Source organism: Peribacillus sp. NPDC097197 (assembly GCF_050278025.1).
In the GTDB taxonomy this organism is placed as follows: Bacteria; Bacillota; Bacilli; order Bacillales; family DSM-1321; genus Peribacillus.
Genome location: NZ_JBNNST010000023.1, coordinates 35,490 through 53,171, shown reverse-complemented (window position 1 = coordinate 53,171; position 17,682 = coordinate 35,490). Strand labels below are relative to the sequence as shown.

16 protein-coding genes are annotated in these 17,682 nt (G+C 41.5%); all 16 read right to left on the bottom strand.

The window, feature by feature from the left end; genetic code table 11:
- Window positions 1-419: 419 nt before the first annotated feature.
- The 16 genes from lysS to spoIIE all read right to left on the bottom strand — a co-directional run bounded on the left by lysS (window position 420) and on the right by spoIIE (window position 17,615).
- Window positions 420-1,913: a lysine--tRNA ligase gene (lysS, locus tag ACQKL6_RS19720; RefSeq protein WP_402875958.1), complete on the bottom strand. Its 1,494-nt coding sequence runs from the start codon at window positions 1,911-1,913 to the stop codon at window positions 420-422.
- Between the two features lie 195 nt (window positions 1,914-2,108).
- Window positions 2,109-3,107: a tRNA dihydrouridine synthase DusB gene (gene dusB / locus ACQKL6_RS19715; RefSeq protein WP_402875956.1), complete on the bottom strand. Its 999-nt coding sequence runs from the start codon at window positions 3,105-3,107 to the stop codon at window positions 2,109-2,111.
- 24 nt (window positions 3,108-3,131) lie between these two features.
- Window positions 3,132-3,344, bottom strand: a complete 213-nt coding sequence (locus ACQKL6_RS19710) for a helix-turn-helix domain-containing protein (protein WP_402875955.1) — start codon at window positions 3,342-3,344, stop codon at window positions 3,132-3,134.
- Window positions 3,296-3,823, bottom strand: coding sequence for a 2-amino-4-hydroxy-6-hydroxymethyldihydropteridine diphosphokinase (gene folK, locus ACQKL6_RS19705; protein WP_402959614.1), 528 nt, complete (start codon window positions 3,821-3,823; stop codon window positions 3,296-3,298). Before folK ends, ACQKL6_RS19710 begins: the two co-directional genes overlap by 49 nt.
- A gap of 1 nt (window position 3,824) precedes the next feature.
- Window positions 3,825-4,184, bottom strand: coding sequence for a dihydroneopterin aldolase (gene folB, locus ACQKL6_RS19700; RefSeq protein ID WP_402875951.1), 360 nt, complete (start codon window positions 4,182-4,184; stop codon window positions 3,825-3,827).
- Window positions 4,177-5,022, bottom strand: a complete 846-nt coding sequence (folP, locus tag ACQKL6_RS19695) for a dihydropteroate synthase (RefSeq protein WP_402875949.1) — start codon at window positions 5,020-5,022, stop codon at window positions 4,177-4,179. The genes folB and folP overlap by 8 nt, the downstream gene beginning before the upstream one ends.
- 158 nt (window positions 5,023-5,180) lie before the next feature.
- Window positions 5,181-6,107, bottom strand: coding sequence for a cysteine synthase A (cysK, locus tag ACQKL6_RS19690; protein WP_402875947.1), 927 nt, complete (start codon window positions 6,105-6,107; stop codon window positions 5,181-5,183).
- A 126-nt stretch (window positions 6,108-6,233) separates the two neighbouring features.
- The gene (locus tag ACQKL6_RS19685; RefSeq protein WP_402875944.1) at window positions 6,234-7,130 is read right to left on the bottom strand and encodes a peptidyl-prolyl cis-trans isomerase; all 897 of its coding nucleotides are present in this window, start codon (window positions 7,128-7,130) and stop codon (window positions 6,234-6,236) included.
- Between the two features lie 23 nt (window positions 7,131-7,153).
- Window positions 7,154-8,035, bottom strand: coding sequence for an Hsp33 family molecular chaperone HslO (gene hslO, locus ACQKL6_RS19680; RefSeq protein ID WP_402991769.1), 882 nt, complete (start codon window positions 8,033-8,035; stop codon window positions 7,154-7,156).
- 31 nt (window positions 8,036-8,066) lie between these two features.
- Window positions 8,067-8,846: a type III pantothenate kinase gene (locus ACQKL6_RS19675; RefSeq protein WP_402875963.1), complete on the bottom strand. Its 780-nt coding sequence runs from the start codon at window positions 8,844-8,846 to the stop codon at window positions 8,067-8,069.
- Window positions 8,847-9,030: 184 nt separating this feature from the next.
- Window positions 9,031-11,088, bottom strand: a complete 2,058-nt coding sequence (gene ftsH, locus ACQKL6_RS19670) for an ATP-dependent zinc metalloprotease FtsH (protein ID WP_402875938.1) — start codon at window positions 11,086-11,088, stop codon at window positions 9,031-9,033.
- Window positions 11,089-11,205: 117 nt separating this feature from the next.
- Window positions 11,206-11,745 (bottom strand): hypoxanthine phosphoribosyltransferase, encoded by a 540-nt coding sequence (gene hpt / locus ACQKL6_RS19665; RefSeq protein ID WP_402875962.1) that lies wholly within the window; start codon window positions 11,743-11,745, stop codon window positions 11,206-11,208.
- 31 nt (window positions 11,746-11,776) lie between these two features.
- Complete coding sequence (gene tilS / locus ACQKL6_RS19660; RefSeq protein ID WP_402959608.1) at window positions 11,777-13,171, bottom strand: tRNA lysidine(34) synthetase TilS; 1,395 nt, start codon at window positions 13,169-13,171, stop codon at window positions 11,777-11,779.
- Between the two features lie 93 nt (window positions 13,172-13,264).
- Complete coding sequence (locus ACQKL6_RS19655) at window positions 13,265-14,233, bottom strand: protein kinase domain-containing protein (RefSeq protein ID WP_402959606.1); 969 nt, start codon at window positions 14,231-14,233, stop codon at window positions 13,265-13,267.
- Window positions 14,199-14,936 (bottom strand): VWA domain-containing protein, encoded by a 738-nt coding sequence (locus ACQKL6_RS19650; protein WP_427651777.1) that lies wholly within the window; start codon window positions 14,934-14,936, stop codon window positions 14,199-14,201. Before ACQKL6_RS19650 ends, ACQKL6_RS19655 begins: the two co-directional genes overlap by 35 nt.
- A 204-nt stretch (window positions 14,937-15,140) precedes the next feature.
- The gene (gene spoIIE, locus ACQKL6_RS19645) at window positions 15,141-17,615 is read right to left on the bottom strand and encodes a stage II sporulation protein E (RefSeq protein WP_402875932.1); all 2,475 of its coding nucleotides are present in this window, start codon (window positions 17,613-17,615) and stop codon (window positions 15,141-15,143) included.
- Window positions 17,616-17,682: the final 67 nt, after the last annotated feature.

The window sequence follows — 17,682 nt, the reverse complement described above, 5'->3', positions numbered from 1 at the left end:
AGAAATGTTTGACTTGCTCATTTTGCTTTTTTATAGTGTGTGCTCACTCAAAATTTACGTTGGCGCTTTGTTTTGTTCAGTTTTCAAAGAGCAATGCCTTACGACAGCTTATTTATTATAACATCTTGTTAACTCAGAGTCAAGAACTTTTTAAAACTTTTTCGAAGTTTGTAATCCGTGTGAAACTCGTTCGTAACAACAGATATAAATATAACATCATTACGCAAACTGCGCAATACCTTTTTTAAAGTTTTTTTGAAATAGCAAAAGTTTTTATTTAAAAGCTAAAAATCAAACCCTAACAACCTAACAAAATTATAATCAAAAAACAAAAAACCGATTTAGAACAGTGTGCCATGAGTCGCTGCTCATATACACACTTCCTAAATCGGTTCTGATTCACCGGTTTTCCTTATGGCTTAACGATGTCTCATTAACGGGAATAACAGGACATCACGAATCGAAGGCGAATTCGTCAGCAACATAACCAGACGGTCGACCCCAATTCCCAATCCTCCGGTTGGCGGCATACCATATTCTAAAGCCTCCAAGAAGTCCTCATCCATTTCATGAGCTTCGTCATTTCCTTGCTCACGCTCTTTCAATTGTGCCTCAAAGCGTTGGCGTTGATCAATTGGATCGTTTAATTCCGTGAATGCATTCGCATGCTCTCTTCCCACTATGAACAATTCAAATCGATCAGTAAATCGATCATCCTCTGGGTTTTTCTTCGCTAAAGGTGAAATTTCTACTGGGTGTCCATAGATGAATGTAGGTTGGATTAACTTATCTTCTACTTTTTGTTCGAAGAATTCGTTAACGATATGACCAAATTCCATGGACTCTTTCACTTCAATCCCATTTTCCTTCGCAAGTTGTTGCGCTTCTTCTTTGCTCATAGTAGTCCAAAAGTCTACACCAGTATATTCTTTTACAGCATCAACCATATGGAGTCTTTTCCACTCTGGTTTTAAATCGATTTCATATTCTCCGTACTGGATAGTTGTGGTTCCAAGAACCTCTTGTGCAATATGGGCAACCAAGTTCTCTGTCAAGCTCATGATATCCTTATAATCCGCGTACGCCTCGTATAATTCAATAAGAGTGAATTCCGGGTTATGTCTAGTGGAGACCCCTTCATTCCTAAATACTCTACCGATTTCATAGACTTTCTCTAAGCCGCCGACAATCAGGCGTTTCAAGTGAAGTTCAATGGCAATCCTTAAGTTTAAGGGCATATCCAATGCATTATGGTGAGTCAGGAATGGGCGTGCAGCCGCTCCACCTGCTACAGAGTGCAATAGCGGTGTTTCCACTTCCAAATATCCTTGATCGTCTAAGTAACGTCTCATAGCCTGCACAATACGACTGCGCATGATTAAAGTGTTTTTACTTTCTTCATTTGTAATTAAGTCAACATAGCGTTTCCGGTAACGCTCCTCTACATCCTTCAAACCGTGGAACTTATCGGGAAGTGGGCGCAATGCTTTAGAAAGGAACACATATTCTTTAGCTTTAATGGAAAGTTCGCCGACTTTCGTTTTAAAGATGACACCCGTGATTCCCACGATATCACCAAGATCCGTTTGATTGAAAATTTGGTATGACTCTTCTCCAACCTTATCTAAGCGGACGTATATTTGGATTTGGCCACTTATATCTTGTATATTGGCAAAACCAGCTTTCCCTTTACCACGTTTGGTCATGACACGACCTGCAATGGTAACTTCTATTTCTTTCTCCTCTAACTCTTCTTTTTCCAATGCACCATATGCATCAACAATCTCCTGCGAAGTATGGGAACGCTCGAACCTGCTGCCGAACGGGTCTTGTCCATTGTCAATCATAGCCTGCATTTTGTCGCGTCTTACCTGCAGTTGGTCATTCAATTCTTCATGACTCACGAAAATCATCTCCATCTCTATTAATCAAAGCCTCATATAACTATTTGAACTTTCTAATTGCATACCTATTTATTCTTACATAAAGTAAAGGATTTCAACAGCTTTTTATCTTAAATTCTAATATATGGACAGATAAAAACTGCCAGGTTCACTGGCAGTTTTCGATAAACGTATTATAGAAAAACAGGAAGGTAATGTCAAACATCAAACCATTTGGATGTTTTGTTCCCTCGCTTCACATTCATCAACGAGTCCATACAGAAGTCGCGTAACATCTTCTCTAGTCTCACATTCATTAATACCTTTACGTGCTTTTGCATTGCCTTTGACACCTTTAAGGTACCAGGCAGCATGCTTGCGCATTTCACGGACAGCAACATGCTCATTTTTCAACGCTATCAGACGATCCATATGCAGAATGCATACATCCATCTTTTCACGGACTGTCGGCTCATCCATCAATTGTCCTGTTTCCAAATACTTCACTGTCCTGTATATCATCCACGGGTTCCCTAAGGCCGCCCGACCAATCATGACTCCATCAACGCCAGTTTCCTTTAGCATTCTTTCAGCATCTTGCGGGGTTTCCACATCACCGTTTCCAATCAAGGGAATGTTAATGGAATTTTTCACTTCTCGAATAATGTCCCAATTAGCTTTCCCTTCATACAATTGAACCCGGGTTCTGCCATGAAGGGAAATTGCCTTGCCCCCTGCACGTTCTACCGCTTTGGCATTCTCAACAGCAAATACATGTTCATCATCCCAGCCAATGCGCATTTTAACAGTAACAGGTTTATCTACGGCATCCACAACTGCCGAAACCATCTCATATATCTTATTTGGGTCAAGTAACCATCTTGCACCGGCATCACATTTAGTGATTTTCGGGACAGGGCATCCCATGTTGATATCAATGATGTCTGCCGTTGTATTTTTATCTACAAACTTCGCTGCCTCAACTAGATTTTTCTTTTCACCACCAAAGATTTGCAAGCTTAGCGGTTTTTCTCTTTCATCTATATAAAGCATATTCAGCGTTTTGGCATTTTGAAGAACGATTCCCTTGTCACTTACCATCTCTGCGCATACCAATCCTGCACCGAACTCTTTGACAGTCAAACGAAAAGCCGAATTACATACCCCCGCCATCGGAGCCAGAACTACCCGGTTCTTCATTTCAATATCGCCTATTTTTAACACATCGTGACCCCCTATACCACTCTTTCATTTATCCTCAAGTGGTTGCAGATCCTCAATTGAAACTTTAAGAACATCCACCACTTCTAGTAAAAATTCCTCTGTGGGATTTCGGTTCCCTCTTTCAACTTCACCCAACAAAGAAACAGAAACACCCATCTCTTTTGCGAACTCCTCTTGGGTAAAACCTTTTAACTTTCGAAAAGCGCGAATACGCCTTCCCCATTTTTCAGCTTCCATAATCGAACTCCTTCTTTATCCGGAATCTTTTCAAGCAGGTCGCTCAAGGATGTATTCATTTTCGGAAGAATTATATCTGATTCCAATTCCATTAAAGGAATAATCACAAATGCTCTTTCATGCATCCGAGGATGAGGGATTGAAAGAATCTCCGTCTCAACATTTTCATGATTATATAACAAAATGTCAAGGTCTAACGTACGAGGACCCCATCTAACATTCCTTTTTCTTCCTAATTCTTGTTCAACTTGCATGCATGCTCGCAATAAGTCCTCTGGTGTTAAATCGGTTTCCACCTTAATGACAGCATTCAAAAAACAATCCTGGTCAGTATATCCGACAGGGTCCGTTTCATATAATGATGAACAAGAGACAAGTTTAATATGTGGATCTTCACTCAATAATTGGAAAGCCCTTTGAAATGTATCGAAGCTCTCCCCCATGTTCGAACCAATTGATAGATACGATATATTTTTCATTTTAGCGTCCCCTTACAATCTCTATGGCAACCGATTCATAGTGTCCTGCTATAGGAGGGTCTGGTTTATATATCTTCACTGTACACACCATGATCTTCGGAAACTTGGTGAGTAACTCCGATGCAATCCTTTCTGCAACAGCTTCCACCAGCTTGTACGGTTCCCCTTCAACAATACCTTTACAGACTTCATATAATTCACCATAATTAATGGAGTCTTCGAGATTATCGCTCATGCCCGCTTTGGCCAAATTCGCTTCTACAGTCAGATCCACCCTAAATCGCTGGCCAAGCTTTGTTTCTTCCGGAAATACACCATGGTATCCGTAGAATTCCATCTTATTCACAAATATCTTATCCATTAAACTCACCTTTTCCTATAAGAGCATCCATCATTTTAGCTGTACGTCCCATTTCCTTTACATCATGCACCCGGACCATTTGGCAGCCCTGAAGAATCCCATGACATATCGTTGCTGCCGTCCCTTCCAAACGTTCATGTGCCGGTAGATTAAGAACTTGTCCGATCATGGATTTTTTCGATGTAGCGAGCAGTACTGGATACCCTAATGATACCAGCTTATCAAGATTCCTCATCATTTCCAAATTCAGTGTCAAATCTTTTGCAAACCCGATACCTGGATCTAGAATGATATTCTCATCCAAGACTCCCTCTTTCTTCACAATCCTAATGCTTTCGAATAGATCTTGCAAAGAATCACGGATAAATTGTTGGTACTCCATATTGTCTCGGTTGTGCATTAAAATAATCGGAACTTGGTACATAGCCGCTACCTTTGCCATATGTGTATCTGCTTTTGCTCCCCAAATATCGTTCAGGATGTGCGCTCCTGCTTTCAATGCCGCTTCTGCAACTTTGGACTTGTACGTATCAACGGAGATAGGAATTTCAAAAGTACGGGAAATCGCTTCAATGATAGGTACGACACGTTCTATCTCTTCCTCATCCGTTATCCGTTCATAATTAGGCCGGGTCGACTCACCACCGATGTCCAAGATATCCGCACCATCTTCAACCATCTGCTCAGCATGTCTTAATGCAGCATCTACCCGATTATATTTTCCTCCATCGGAAAATGAATCAGGCGTAACATTTAAAATCCCCATAATTAAAGTCTTTTTGCCGTAATCCAATTCTAATGAACCGCATTTGATCTTCGATGTACTAGCTAATGACATAGGACGTTCTCCTTCATTAAAAAATCTACGTATATATATGAGTTTACCTATATACCCAGGCAAAGCGCAAGCACCTTAAAATCCAGAACCTCATTACTACACAAAAAAGAGAAGCAAAGCACCCTAGAGGTGCTTTGCTTCTCGGTTAACTTTTACTCTTATTCAAAGTTATACAAAGGTGTACTTAGGTAACGCTCACCATTACTTGGAATGATTACAAGGACTTTCTTGCCTTTTCCTAGTTTCTCAGCAACTTTAACAGCGGCAGCGATAGCCCCACCGGATGAAATACCACCTAGGATACCTTCTTCTTTTGCAGCACGACGGGCGTATTCAAAAGATTCATCCGTGTTTACTTGAATAACTTCATCATAAAGATCTGTGTTTAAAATGCTAGGAACGAATCCTGCACCGATTCCTTGAATTTTATGTGGGCCGGGGTTTCCTCCTGACAATACAGGTGAATCGGCAGGCTCTACAGCGTAGATCTTAATATCAGGATATTTTTCACGAAGTACTTCACCTGCACCAGTAATCGTACCGCCCGTTCCAATTCCTGCGATAAATGCATCCAGGCCATCTTCACCAAACGCTTCAATGATTTCTGGACCGGTAGTATTACGGTGAACTTCAGGGTTCGCTTTATTTTCGAATTGTTGTGGAATGAAGTATCCGTGTTCTTTAGATAACTCAGTCGCTTTAGCAATGGCACCCTTCATTCCTTCAGGTCCAGGCGTTAGAACTAAATCAGCTCCATAAGCACGAAGCAAGTTGCGACGTTCCAAGCTCATCGTTTCAGGCATTACAAGGATTGATTTATACCCTTTTGCTGCAGCTACCATCGCAAGGCCAATCCCAGTGTTACCACTTGTAGGCTCAATGATCGTATCGCCTTGTTTAAGATCTCCACTTTTTTCTGCGGCTTCGATCATAGCAAGAGCGATTCTGTCTTTAACGCTGCTCCCTGGGTTAAAATATTCAAGTTTCAAATAAATATCTGCACTATTTTCGTTTTGAAGCTTGTTTAATTTTACTATAGGCGTTTGCCCGATTAATTCCGTTACTGAATTAACTATACGTGCCATGTTCTCCACTCCTTTTATTAATACCGAGTATGTTTATTGGTTTTATTAATTTAAAGTTACCAGTTTCACTAGTTCGTTGTCAATGTTTATCTGCAATTTTCTAAATTTTCTTTTATATCCTTTTACCTACTTTTGATCTTCTGATCCATATACCCAATCTACATCAAACTCATCCCAGAAAATCTTACCGGATACCGGCGCCTGGATTTGTTCCAAGGCTTTTTGGCGGCGTATTTGCTCTTTTACTTCCTTATACGAGTATTGCCTACCGTCAATTTTCTCATGTAAATAGAGAACAGCCCATCCTTCATCCGTCTCAACCGGTTGGCTCCAATTTCCCACCTTTAACTTTTCGGCAGCGGAAATATATGCTTTCGAGATTTGTTCATTATCCTGCGATATATACCCCATGTCTCCCCCTTGATTTGCTGTGAATTCATCAAGAGATTTCTCCATGGCTAACACAGGAAATGAAACGCCTTTATTCAGTTCTTTTATTATTTGCTCTGCTTGAGCCTTAGTCGATGTAGTTATTTGAGAAATATGATAGGTAGTGGGTATTCGATAGATGTCCTTATTATTCTCATAATAGTCCTCCATGGTCGCTTCGGAAACTGTGACATCCTTTGTAAGCAGCTTCTCGAGCAGGAGATTCGATTGAATTTCCTGCTTCCATTGGGCTTTGCTTTTACTTAGATTCTGACCAGCAGTTCCATACATCGTTTTCATCATCTTCAGTTCCCGATCCACTTCATCTTCGGATATGGTCACTTTGTATTTTTTCGCTGCTTGTCCCACTACTTCTTTATCAACCATTTCCTCAAGCACGTCTTTACCATATCGTTTTTCAAGTTCATTGATCCATGCTTCCCGGGAAATATCTTTAGAGCCAATCTTCGCTGCCGTTTCCTCTCCTAAAGTGATTTTGGAAGCGATGAATGGCCAGATGACAAAGATTAGGATTGTCAATAGGTTCAACAAGGCAAGACCAGCAATGATTGCCCTAAGCTTTTGTTTAGACAAAACCCTTTTCTCCCGTCTTTTTTTTATTTTTGTGTTTCCTTTTCTAGTTCTTCAAGGTCCTCTTTGGAAAATTGGTATGTCTCATTACAGAAATGGCATTGGGCCTCAGCCTGTCCTTCCGTCTCGATGATATCCCTGATTTCCTCTTGCCCGAGGCTTATTAAGGCATTAGAAATCCTTTCCCTTGAACATGGGCATGAGAATTCTACATCTATTTTTTCTAGAACCTGTACATTTCCTTCCCCTAATAGTTCTGTTAGGATTTCTTCCGGAGTTAAACCATTTTGAATCATTTTAGAAACAGGAACGATGGTGCTTAGACGTTGTTCGATTTTCGTAATCGTTTCGTCAGAAGTACCGGGCATTAGTTGGATGATGAAACCACCCGCGGCTAGAATCGAGTTATCAGGATTCACTAATACGCCCACTCCCACCGAGGAAGGTACCTGCTCTGATGTTGCAAAATAATACGTGAAGTCTTCACCTAATTCTCCCGAAACTAGAGGAACCTGCCCAGAAAAATTATCACGTAAACCAATGTCTTTCACGACGGTTAATAACCCCTCGGTTCCAACCGCTCTTCTGACATCCAATTTTCCTTGTTCATTTAAATCAAAGTGAGTTTGTGGGTTCGTTACATATCCACGCACTTCCCCCTTTGCATTACTATCAACAAGGATGGAACCTATAGGTCCTCCGCCCTCGATTTTAATCGTAAGCTTTTCTTCACCTTTCAACATGGCACCCATCATTACTCCGGCAGTCATAGCACGCCCAAGTGCAGCCGATGCTGTCGGCCAGGTATAATGCCTCCGTTGCGCTTCCCCTACAGTTTCTGTTGTGGAGACCGCATACGCTCGCACTTGACCTTCATATCCTAACGCCTTTACTAAATAATCTTTCATTTATATGTCCTCCCATGCTGTTTTTTTAGGTTTACTTCTTTACTTGCTCTCGGTTCCTTTTGTAAATTAGCTGTAGGCCTTTTAATGTTAAGAAGGGCTCCACAACATCGATAACTGTGGATTCATTGGCAATCAACGTGGCCAATCCACCAGTGGCAATGACTGTCGGCTCTAAATTACTTTGTGCTTTCATGCGGTTTACGATTCCTTCGACTTGGCCTACATACCCGTATAAAATACCTGACTGCATGGCCGAAACCGTATTTTTACCTATTATTCCGTCTGGACGGCTAATTTCAATTCTCGGTAGCTTGGATGCTTTCGAGTAAAGCGCTTCTGTAGAAATTCCGATCCCTGGGGCGATTGCTCCCCCCATGTACTGCTTTTCCTCATTTATATAACAATATGTCGTTGCGGTTCCAAAATCGACGATGATGAGAGGGCTTCCAAATTCCTGTATGCCTGCTACAGCATTCACAATTCTGTCCGCTCCCACTTCGCGAGGGTTTTCATACTTTATATTCAATCCCGTTTTAATACCAGGTCCAACGATAAGTGGTTTGATTCCAAAGTATTTTTTGCACATGCGTTCAAGCGCAAACATTATAGGCGGTACAACCGATGATATAATGATGCCGTCAAATTGGTCGAATGAGAGACCTTCATGTTGCAGTAAAGACTTTATGACCATTCCATACTCATCTTCTGTTTTATTGCGGCTTGTTTCAATTCGCCAATGATATTTCAGTATTTCTTCATCGTATACGCCTAATACGGTATTCGTATTCCCAACATCTAGTACAAAAATCATTGTTTTCACCACTCCGCTAAATTATTCTCCCACATCATACCATACTGTTATTTTCGATGCTATTAGTCGCGCTTCTCAAAAGGTAAAAATATGCCAGCTGAAAATTTTGTAGGCTTTCTCATATTTATAGTGTAAAGAAAAGGGTATTTCCGAGGAGGAAATACCCTTTTGGTTTCAAGTCAACTTACAACTTTTTATTGTCATCTTCTTTTGGGAAAGAAAGTGGCTTATCTTGAGGTGTACCTTCTTCAATCGGAGGTGTATTCAATCCTTCCTCCGTTATCTCAAGGTCCTCAGGTTCTCTTTTATCTAATGGATCTAAAAGAGCCTCTTTTTCCTTTTTCGTATTGATGTTAACTTTTACGTTTTCATCAGTAGTCAAATTCCCATTAAGAGCTGTATAATCCCGTTCTGGTAATTTACCATCTTGGAAAAGCCCTTTGATTTGTTCTGCATCCAGCGTTTCCACTTCTAGCAGGGTCTTGGCAACCAAATCAAGTTTTTCACGATTTTCAGTAAGGATTTTCTTACATCTTTCGTAAGCTTCTCTAATGATGCGTTGTATTTCCAAATCAATCTCATAAGCGATTGCATCGGAATAGTTTTGGTCATTATTGAAGTCGCGGCCCAAGAACACCTGTCCTTGTGAATTTCCAAACTGAAGAGGTCCAAGTTTACTCATTCCATATTCCATAACCATACTACGGGCAATGCCTGTCGCACGTTGGAAGTCATTATGAGCACCCGTACTCACTTCACCAAAAGTAACTTCTTCGGCTACCCTACCACCTAAAAGACCAACGATCTTATCTTTTAGTTCAGGCTCGGTCATGAAGAAACGGTCTTCTTTCGGAAGCATGACGGCATATCCACCAGCTTGACCACGAGGGACAATCGTAACTTTATGAACCACTTCTGCATCATCGAGGACCAGACCGATAATTGTATGACCCGCTTCATGCCAGGCAACAATATTCCGTTCTTTTTTCGATATCACGCGATTTTTCTTTGCAGGACCTGCAATTACCCGATCCGACGCTTCATCCAAATCGGACATATCGATTTTTTTCTTATCTTGACGGGCTGCAACAAGAGCCGCCTCATTCAGTAAGTTTTCAAGATCGGCACCCGAGAATCCAGGTGTACGTTGAGCGATTGCTTTTAAATCCACGCTTTCTGCCAAAGGCTTGTTACGAGCATGAACTTTCAATACTTCTTCACGGCCTTTTACATCTGGGCGCCCAACTGTAATTTGACGGTCGAAGCGGCCAGGTCGTAGCAATGCTGGATCCAATACATCTGCACGGTTTGTTGCGGCGATGATGATAATGCCTTCATTTCCACCGAAACCGTCCATTTCAACAAGCAATTGGTTCAACGTTTGTTCACGTTCATCATGACCGCCGCCAAGGCCTGCGCCCCTTTGACGACCTACTGCATCGATTTCATCAATGAAGATGATACATGGTGCGTTTTTCTTTGCATTTTCAAATAAGTCACGAACACGAGATGCACCGACACCAACGAACATTTCTACGAAATCAGATCCACTGATTGAGAAGAAAGGCGTGCCTGCTTCACCAGCTACCGCTCGTGCAAGTAAGGTTTTACCTGTACCTGGAGGACCCACCAATAGGACCCCTTTAGGAATACGGGCACCAAGCTCAGCAAATTTGCGAGGGTCTTTTAAGAATTCCACGACCTCTACAAGCTCTTGCTTTTCTTCGTCTGCCCCGGCAACATCATTGAAACGAACTTTCTTCTTATCATCGTTATACAGCTTCGCCTTACTTTTCCCGAAGTTCATCACTCGGCCGCCACCGCCGCCTTGTGCTTGGTTAAGTAAAAAGAAGAATAGTATGAAAATGATTACAAATGGAATGATCGAAGTAAAGAATGTAACCCAGCCACTTGTTTGTTTTGGAGGTAAAACATCAACAACTTCAGTACCTTGTTTTTCTACAGCTTCGCCAATGCGACTCTGTGCATACTCACTAAATGGAACGTATGCAACAAAATACTTGTTTTCATCATATTCCTTCAGCTTCCCTGTAATTTCAAAAACACTGCCTTCGGGTTGCATCGTTAATGACTTGACGTCCCCACTCTCCAAATGCTTATAGAATTGATCTTGGGTCAATTTTTCCTGAGGTTCATTGTTATTGTTAAAGATGCTCACAATCCCAATAATGACTAAAAATATCAGTAAATAAAATATGGTATTACGGAAGATCCGATTCATCCCTTACCTCCTCCCACGGGTAAACAAACTATAGTAAATATTATCATACAAAATTAATGAATTACAATAATTTAACACCGCTGTTTTTATCTGGCCATCTCTTTTAACTGAATACTATTATTTCGTGTAAATCTCAGGTTTCAATATGCCGATGTATGGGAGATTACGATATCTTTCCGCATAATCCAGGCCATATCCTACAACAAATGCATCAGGGACGATAAATCCAACGTAATCCGGAGTAATGTCAGCCTTCCTGCCTGTTGGTTTGTCTAACAATGTAACGATTTTAATGGATTTTGCTTTGCGGTAGCGGAAGAGCTCTGCAAGATAGCTTAGAGTTAAACCACTGTCGATGATATCCTCAATGATTAGTACGTCACGGCCTTCTACTGATGTATCAAGGTCTTTGATGATTTTCACTTCACCAGATGATACAGTGGAGTTTCCATAGCTCGAAACATCCATGAAGTCCATTTCAAGGTGTGTATCAACACGTTTCAATAAATCTGACATAAATGGCATAGCGCCTTTTAAAACACCGATAGCCAGTGGGAACTTATCTTTGTAATCAGCCTCAAGCTGTGCTCCCACTTCTCTGATTTTCTGTTGAAGTTCTTCCTCAGATATTAACACTTTTTCAATGTCATTTTGCATGGTCATTGTAATTAATTGCCCCCCAAGAAGATTAAGCTTTATTATATTCTAAGTAGATTAAAGATGATTCATCAGAAACCTGGTCCGCCTCAACATCCGATTTCTTTAAACCGGGAAGCCAAATGACCATCCCTGCTTGATCGATGATAATCGGCCATGCATTTCTTTCTAGCATCGGGACTTTCTCATTGATAAAAATCCCCTTCAACTTTTTCGTTCCACCCAATCCCTTAACATCCATTCTATCGCCTTCCTGCCTTGTGCGGGCAATCAATGGGAGTCGAACAGCCGATTCAGGGAGTATAAAAGAATCATTTCCTTTACTATAGGGAATTTCATCTTTTATATAGTGTGCTTTAATTTTATATCCATTCGGAAGAATAGTCTCACCGGGAATTTGTACTATAATAGAATATTCTTGGCTTTCTTGGCGAAAAAAACTAAAGATGCATGTTTGATAGGATTTTTCTACAATAAGGCCTTCCGGGAGATGCAGTTCTGCTGAAGGTTGAGGATTTAAAAACAAAGCTAAAAGTTGATCGATATGTAATGCCGAAAGCGATGAAGGTCTCTTCAAATAAAGATAGTTTAATATTAGTTGAATAGATCTTCTTTGTAAAGGTTTAGGCATCGCAAGTACCTTATCTATCCGAATTACAGAATGTTTCCTATCCTGTTGAACCCATATCTCGGACATTTCTTTCCTGACCAGATCCTGTAAGAACTTCTCATCTTCCATTACCTCTTCACTAAAGCGCTGGAAGTGTTCATGAACAAGCCTATTTTCTTTCTTTAGGAACGGAAGGACTTCGTGCCTGAAACGATTTCTCAGGTAATCATTCTTTTCATTACTTGGGTCGTATCTAGGCTCAAGATGATGAATGGTTGCGTATTCGATGATTTCATCCTTGGTAACTTCCAAAAAAGGCCTGATTAGCTGACCGCCATGGAAAGGTCTTTTCAGGGAGATTCCTGCTCTCGCTTGACCTGTCGCCCCTCGAGTCAAACGCATGAGAATCGTTTCGACTTGATCATCGCCATGGTGTCCCAAAACGAGCGTATCTGCCTGATGTTTATCCATCATTTCTTCAAAAAAAGCAAAACGCAGCATTCTTGATGACAATTGAGAACTCTGACCGGTTTTTTCAATATATGCTGGCACATCAATCCTTTTGCCTTCAAAAACAATATCCCACTGTTCGCACATTTGTTTGACATACTGATAATCGGCAAGGGATTCGTCGCCCCGAAACATATGGTCAACACTCGCAACAATGAGCTCATAATGAAAAATAGGTTGGGCTTCCTTAAGGAAATGTAAAAGTGCCAATGAGTCAGGCCCTCCAGATACACCTACGAGCAATTTCGAACCTTCCTGAATCAAGTGGTTCCTATGAATGGTCTTTAGAACTTTTTCCTTTAACATGGGATCTTCCTTCTTTATGTACAGGTATTAGTTTCTACGTTTAAAAAGTGTAATGGGTTTCAAATATTCCACCTCTACACTTTATTAACTATATCATAACAACTGTTCATATATGTAAAGAACATAGATTATCGAGATGACGGCCACCACTAAAAAAGTCTCTACAAATCCCCCCTTCTTTTTCTTCGGCTGCCTCTGGCTTCTTCTTGCTTGTCTCGTAGTAGCTTGACTCGACGTCTTTTTCTTTGAATGCTTCTGGTCACTAAGTAAGACAACTAGGTCCTCACGCATCCGTAAGGCGGAGTCATACTTCCCGAGAAGCGCTTTATCCAGCATCTTTCTATATGGTTGTAATTCCTTTTTCTGTTTAATCACGTCTGTTAGTTGACTATACCCTTCCCCTTTTTTCTGAAAACGCGCTGGATAGGCCGAATTGATGATAATCATGGCAACAGCGAACAAATCATATTGTAGGTCAGCCTTTCTTGACCCCAACCCCCAGTATCCCCTATCGAAGAATTCGGTGAATTCCTTCACCGATCTCCCAATCAAGGTCGTTCCGCCGACATCTACACATCGCACTTTATAGTCCTGGGAAGTCACGATCAAATTCTCTGGCTTTAGATCGCCAAAGACCCACCCATTTGCATGCAAGGCAGATAAACTAGTCAATAATTGAAGGGCCAAGACCCCAATCCACGAGAACCCTTTCTTCTCAATGAAATACAAGAAATCATGACCGTGAATATACTCCATTACATAAAACGGGAGTTGCTTTCCTTTGGTCATAAAATCATCCGCTTCCAAAAATGAAGGTCCAAGGGTAGACCCCTGGACCTTGGAAAAGGATTTTAGAATATTCATCTCTGAAATGATCGATGTCCCATTATCACTGAGCTTCAGAGCATAATGACGGTTTTTGCTCTCTACTAGATAAACAAATCCGTTAGCACCGCAGCCCAACTCCTTGATAATTGTGTAATGGTTCTTATTCCACTTTCCAGTAATGATACTTCCAGGGGGGAGCTTACATAGATTCCTCAAAGTATTGTTCATCATCATTCGATAACAATCCCCTCAACGAACGTTTTTTATTGAAATAAGAAAGTGCTTCCCGTATTGCTGGTCCTGTTGGTGTGAGCCCTCCCGTACTAAGCTTGGAAAATATTTTCGTCAACGCTTCCAAGTTCGGCGTCCAATCAAGCAGTTTTTCCACATCATTCCTTTTCCCGGGAAATGCAAAGACGGAAAACTGGCTATCGCCCATTCTTGCATTCATACTGAGGGAAAGGTCTAACAAGGAATCCTTCACGGTCGGAAGCTTATGTTTCATACTCGCACTTGTATCGACAAGGATTAGCACCTCAAGCTCGCTCGTTTCTCCTAGCTCGTCGACCACCTCCATCACTTCTCCTCTTTTATCTGGCGGGAGATCTTCCATCGTTCTAGAGTCACCTAATATTTGTTGAAGTTCACGATTAATAACTCCTTGTATAGTTTGCGTCATGGCTTTTTGAGTCACCATCTGAACGGTTTGTGATAATTGTTGAGCATAAACGATTTGGCTGACACCGCCCCCGGCACCCGCAATTTTCTCGATTTCTTTCAGGCCCTTTTCATCTATTACATCGTTTTCCAATACTCCTATGACATTGATGGTGACGCCCTGCTCCCTTGCTAGTGCAGCTACTGAAGCAGGCTCCTCACCATGATTCGAGCAGCCGTCCGTTATAAGCAAAACCTGTCTTAATGTACCTGCTTTCATGTTTGGCTCTCCCTTCCTTTCAATCTGTTACCATACTTGACTAAAAGGGAGGAATTTATACAATAAAATACATAGGCAACCAGTCAACATTCTATGACTGGTTGCCTATGTAAATCTTAGTTCCTGCGAACTTGTTATATCGGGTGAAAAGGTACCAACTTGGCACATTGATTCCTCCTTATGGTTTTTATAGGCACTCCTCCTCTATTGGGCTTTTTTTCGTTTGGCCGAAACGGGAATCGAAGCCCATTTCGGTGTATTATGCTTGATTTTCGAAGTGACCACTGTCATGTCGTCATCTATGACTCCTTTTGTCCGTATGACTTCTTCTAGGATTAGATCAGATATTTCCTGCGGGTCGTCCGTTTCCATTTCCTTGATTTTCCGTTTAAGCCAAAACTCAATGTTTTCCACATGAGATGGGCCATCGAACACTCCATCACTCATCATGATCAATATATCGCCATCCCTCAGTTCCTCGGATACGACATCTACATCAACTTCTTGAATAATGCCCATTGGCAGGTTACTGGATTCTATTTTAATGATTTTATCCCCCCTCTTAATAAAGCTTGGTATGGAACAGATTTTTAAAAATCTAGCCTTTGCATCTTGAAGGTCAATCATTACTAGGTCAAGAGTAGAAAATATTTCATCAGTCGTTCGCAGAGATAATACGGAGTTTACAGATTTTATGGCTATCTTTTCTTCTATTCCGGATTGTAAAAATTTCTGAAGTAACTTCAATGTTTCCGTGCTTTCATAATGAGCCCTCTCCCCATTGCCCATCCCGTCGCTTATGGCAATCGCATATTTCCCGGCGCCAATTTCCATTGTCGTATAACTATCCCCTGATACAAGCCCTCCTCCCTTTGCAGCATGTGCTACACCCGTTTCAACCGTGAATTTTTTTGCCGACCTGAATATCACCTCACATTGGCCTTGTGGATACTTGGCACATTCCTCAGAATGAACAACAATCGTTTCCCCTAAAATATCGGAAAGCATAGGAGCAATCAATTTCTCGCATTCCCCCCTTCCTTGACAGTAAGGGACGCTCATTTCTATATCGACACCTCCCTGTTCAAGGCTGTAAATCTCCACATACCCAATATTTAGACCAAAATCCTGAATGGCCTCCATTATAGATTCCTCATGCAGATGATGATTTTTCCTTTCCCTTTGAATTTCCTTGGCGAAGTCCTCCATTACGGCTGATACACCCCGTAACTGATCAGCTACTAGTCTCCTACTCTCTTTCACCTGCCTTTTCAGTTTTTGATTGGCTTCGTAATAATTAAGTTCCTGGGCTATCGCCCCTACGACCTGCGGACCTCTCGTACAGTACTTATCCCACTCCTTTGACGTTTTTTGGGGAAGCTGTCCATCATTTTCACTCAATTGAATCATAATTTCCTGCATTCCATCATAGGTTGTATTAAAGTTCTTGGCCCAGCATTGATCCTTCTTAAAACAGATCTGACAGGTCTTTTCAGTAACATTGCTTAAAAAGTAATCAAACTCTTTTTCATCCTCCTCCACTCTTCCTCTTTCATCGACTTGTGAGAAACTATTGGAAAGCGCCTCGAATACATGTGAGAACTGTTCTACCCTTTGGGCGGTCACGTCCCTCACTTTCCGGGCATACTGCTGCTGTTCATCTGAATTTTCAGCGGTTCCGGGTATATGCTTGGCAATTTTATTTATGATGGATGACGGTGTTAATACGAATAATAAGACGGCAATAAGCGATTCATATAGTGTGACCATGATATTGTTGGTTCCTTCTCCGTACAGGCCTATTAATAGCGTTGCAATTAATAGGCCTGCGGCAACGCCGACCTTTCTTCCCTCCTTCAGTAATCCCCCAAGCAAGCCCGAAAAGGCAAGGAGGCTCATTTGATAGAGACTCGCGATGCTTGCCAGGCTAAATATTAAACCGGTGACGACGCCGACAGTGGAGCCTATGGCGGCCCCTCCTGCCAGCCCGAATAGGAGGACCAGATATCGTGAAAATATATGGTCGAGAGATAAATCATAAATCATCCAGCCTATTGTCCCGGTCATCACTGATGCAAGCAGGATGATTATACTGACGATTTCCTCCGTCCTTAATGATTGCGATTTTTTACGTATGGATAGCAGCGGGATGGACTGTATGAATATTAGGGTAAGAATCATTGCGAGTCCCGCCTCCACCCCGATCATCATCATGTCGTATAGCTGAATCGTTCGGAAGACCAGATATTGCTGGGCCAGGTTGACCAGGAAGAGTGAAGCGAACACATACATCGACATCGTCTTGAACTGTCCTTCAACTCCCGGTCTCTTAATCTTATTAAAAAGAAGGAGCAGGAACGCGGATGCAAAGATCACTAAACTATTGGAGTAATGAATGGTCAGCCCCCCTGCGATTAAACCGAATAGTGCAAGTGGCGCTCGATCACGACGCATGAGAAACACAGCAGCGAAAAACGGAAGGGCAAATGGTGATAATTGTGAAAGAATCAAGGCTCGTCCTAATAAAAAACCGATAATGGCTAATGAAATTCCCTTCTTTATAAATATGTCATCCGTTTTTGCCTGAAGCGTCTGAATCCAATTGATCGCCCCATCCTTCGCTTCCTTTAACTGAACATCTCCAAGCGGTTCCATCATAGGTCTTTCGATTTTCTCCATTTCAACACCCCATTCGTATTATTGATTTTTATTATATAGAGGACATCTCTATTTTTTTGTCATAATT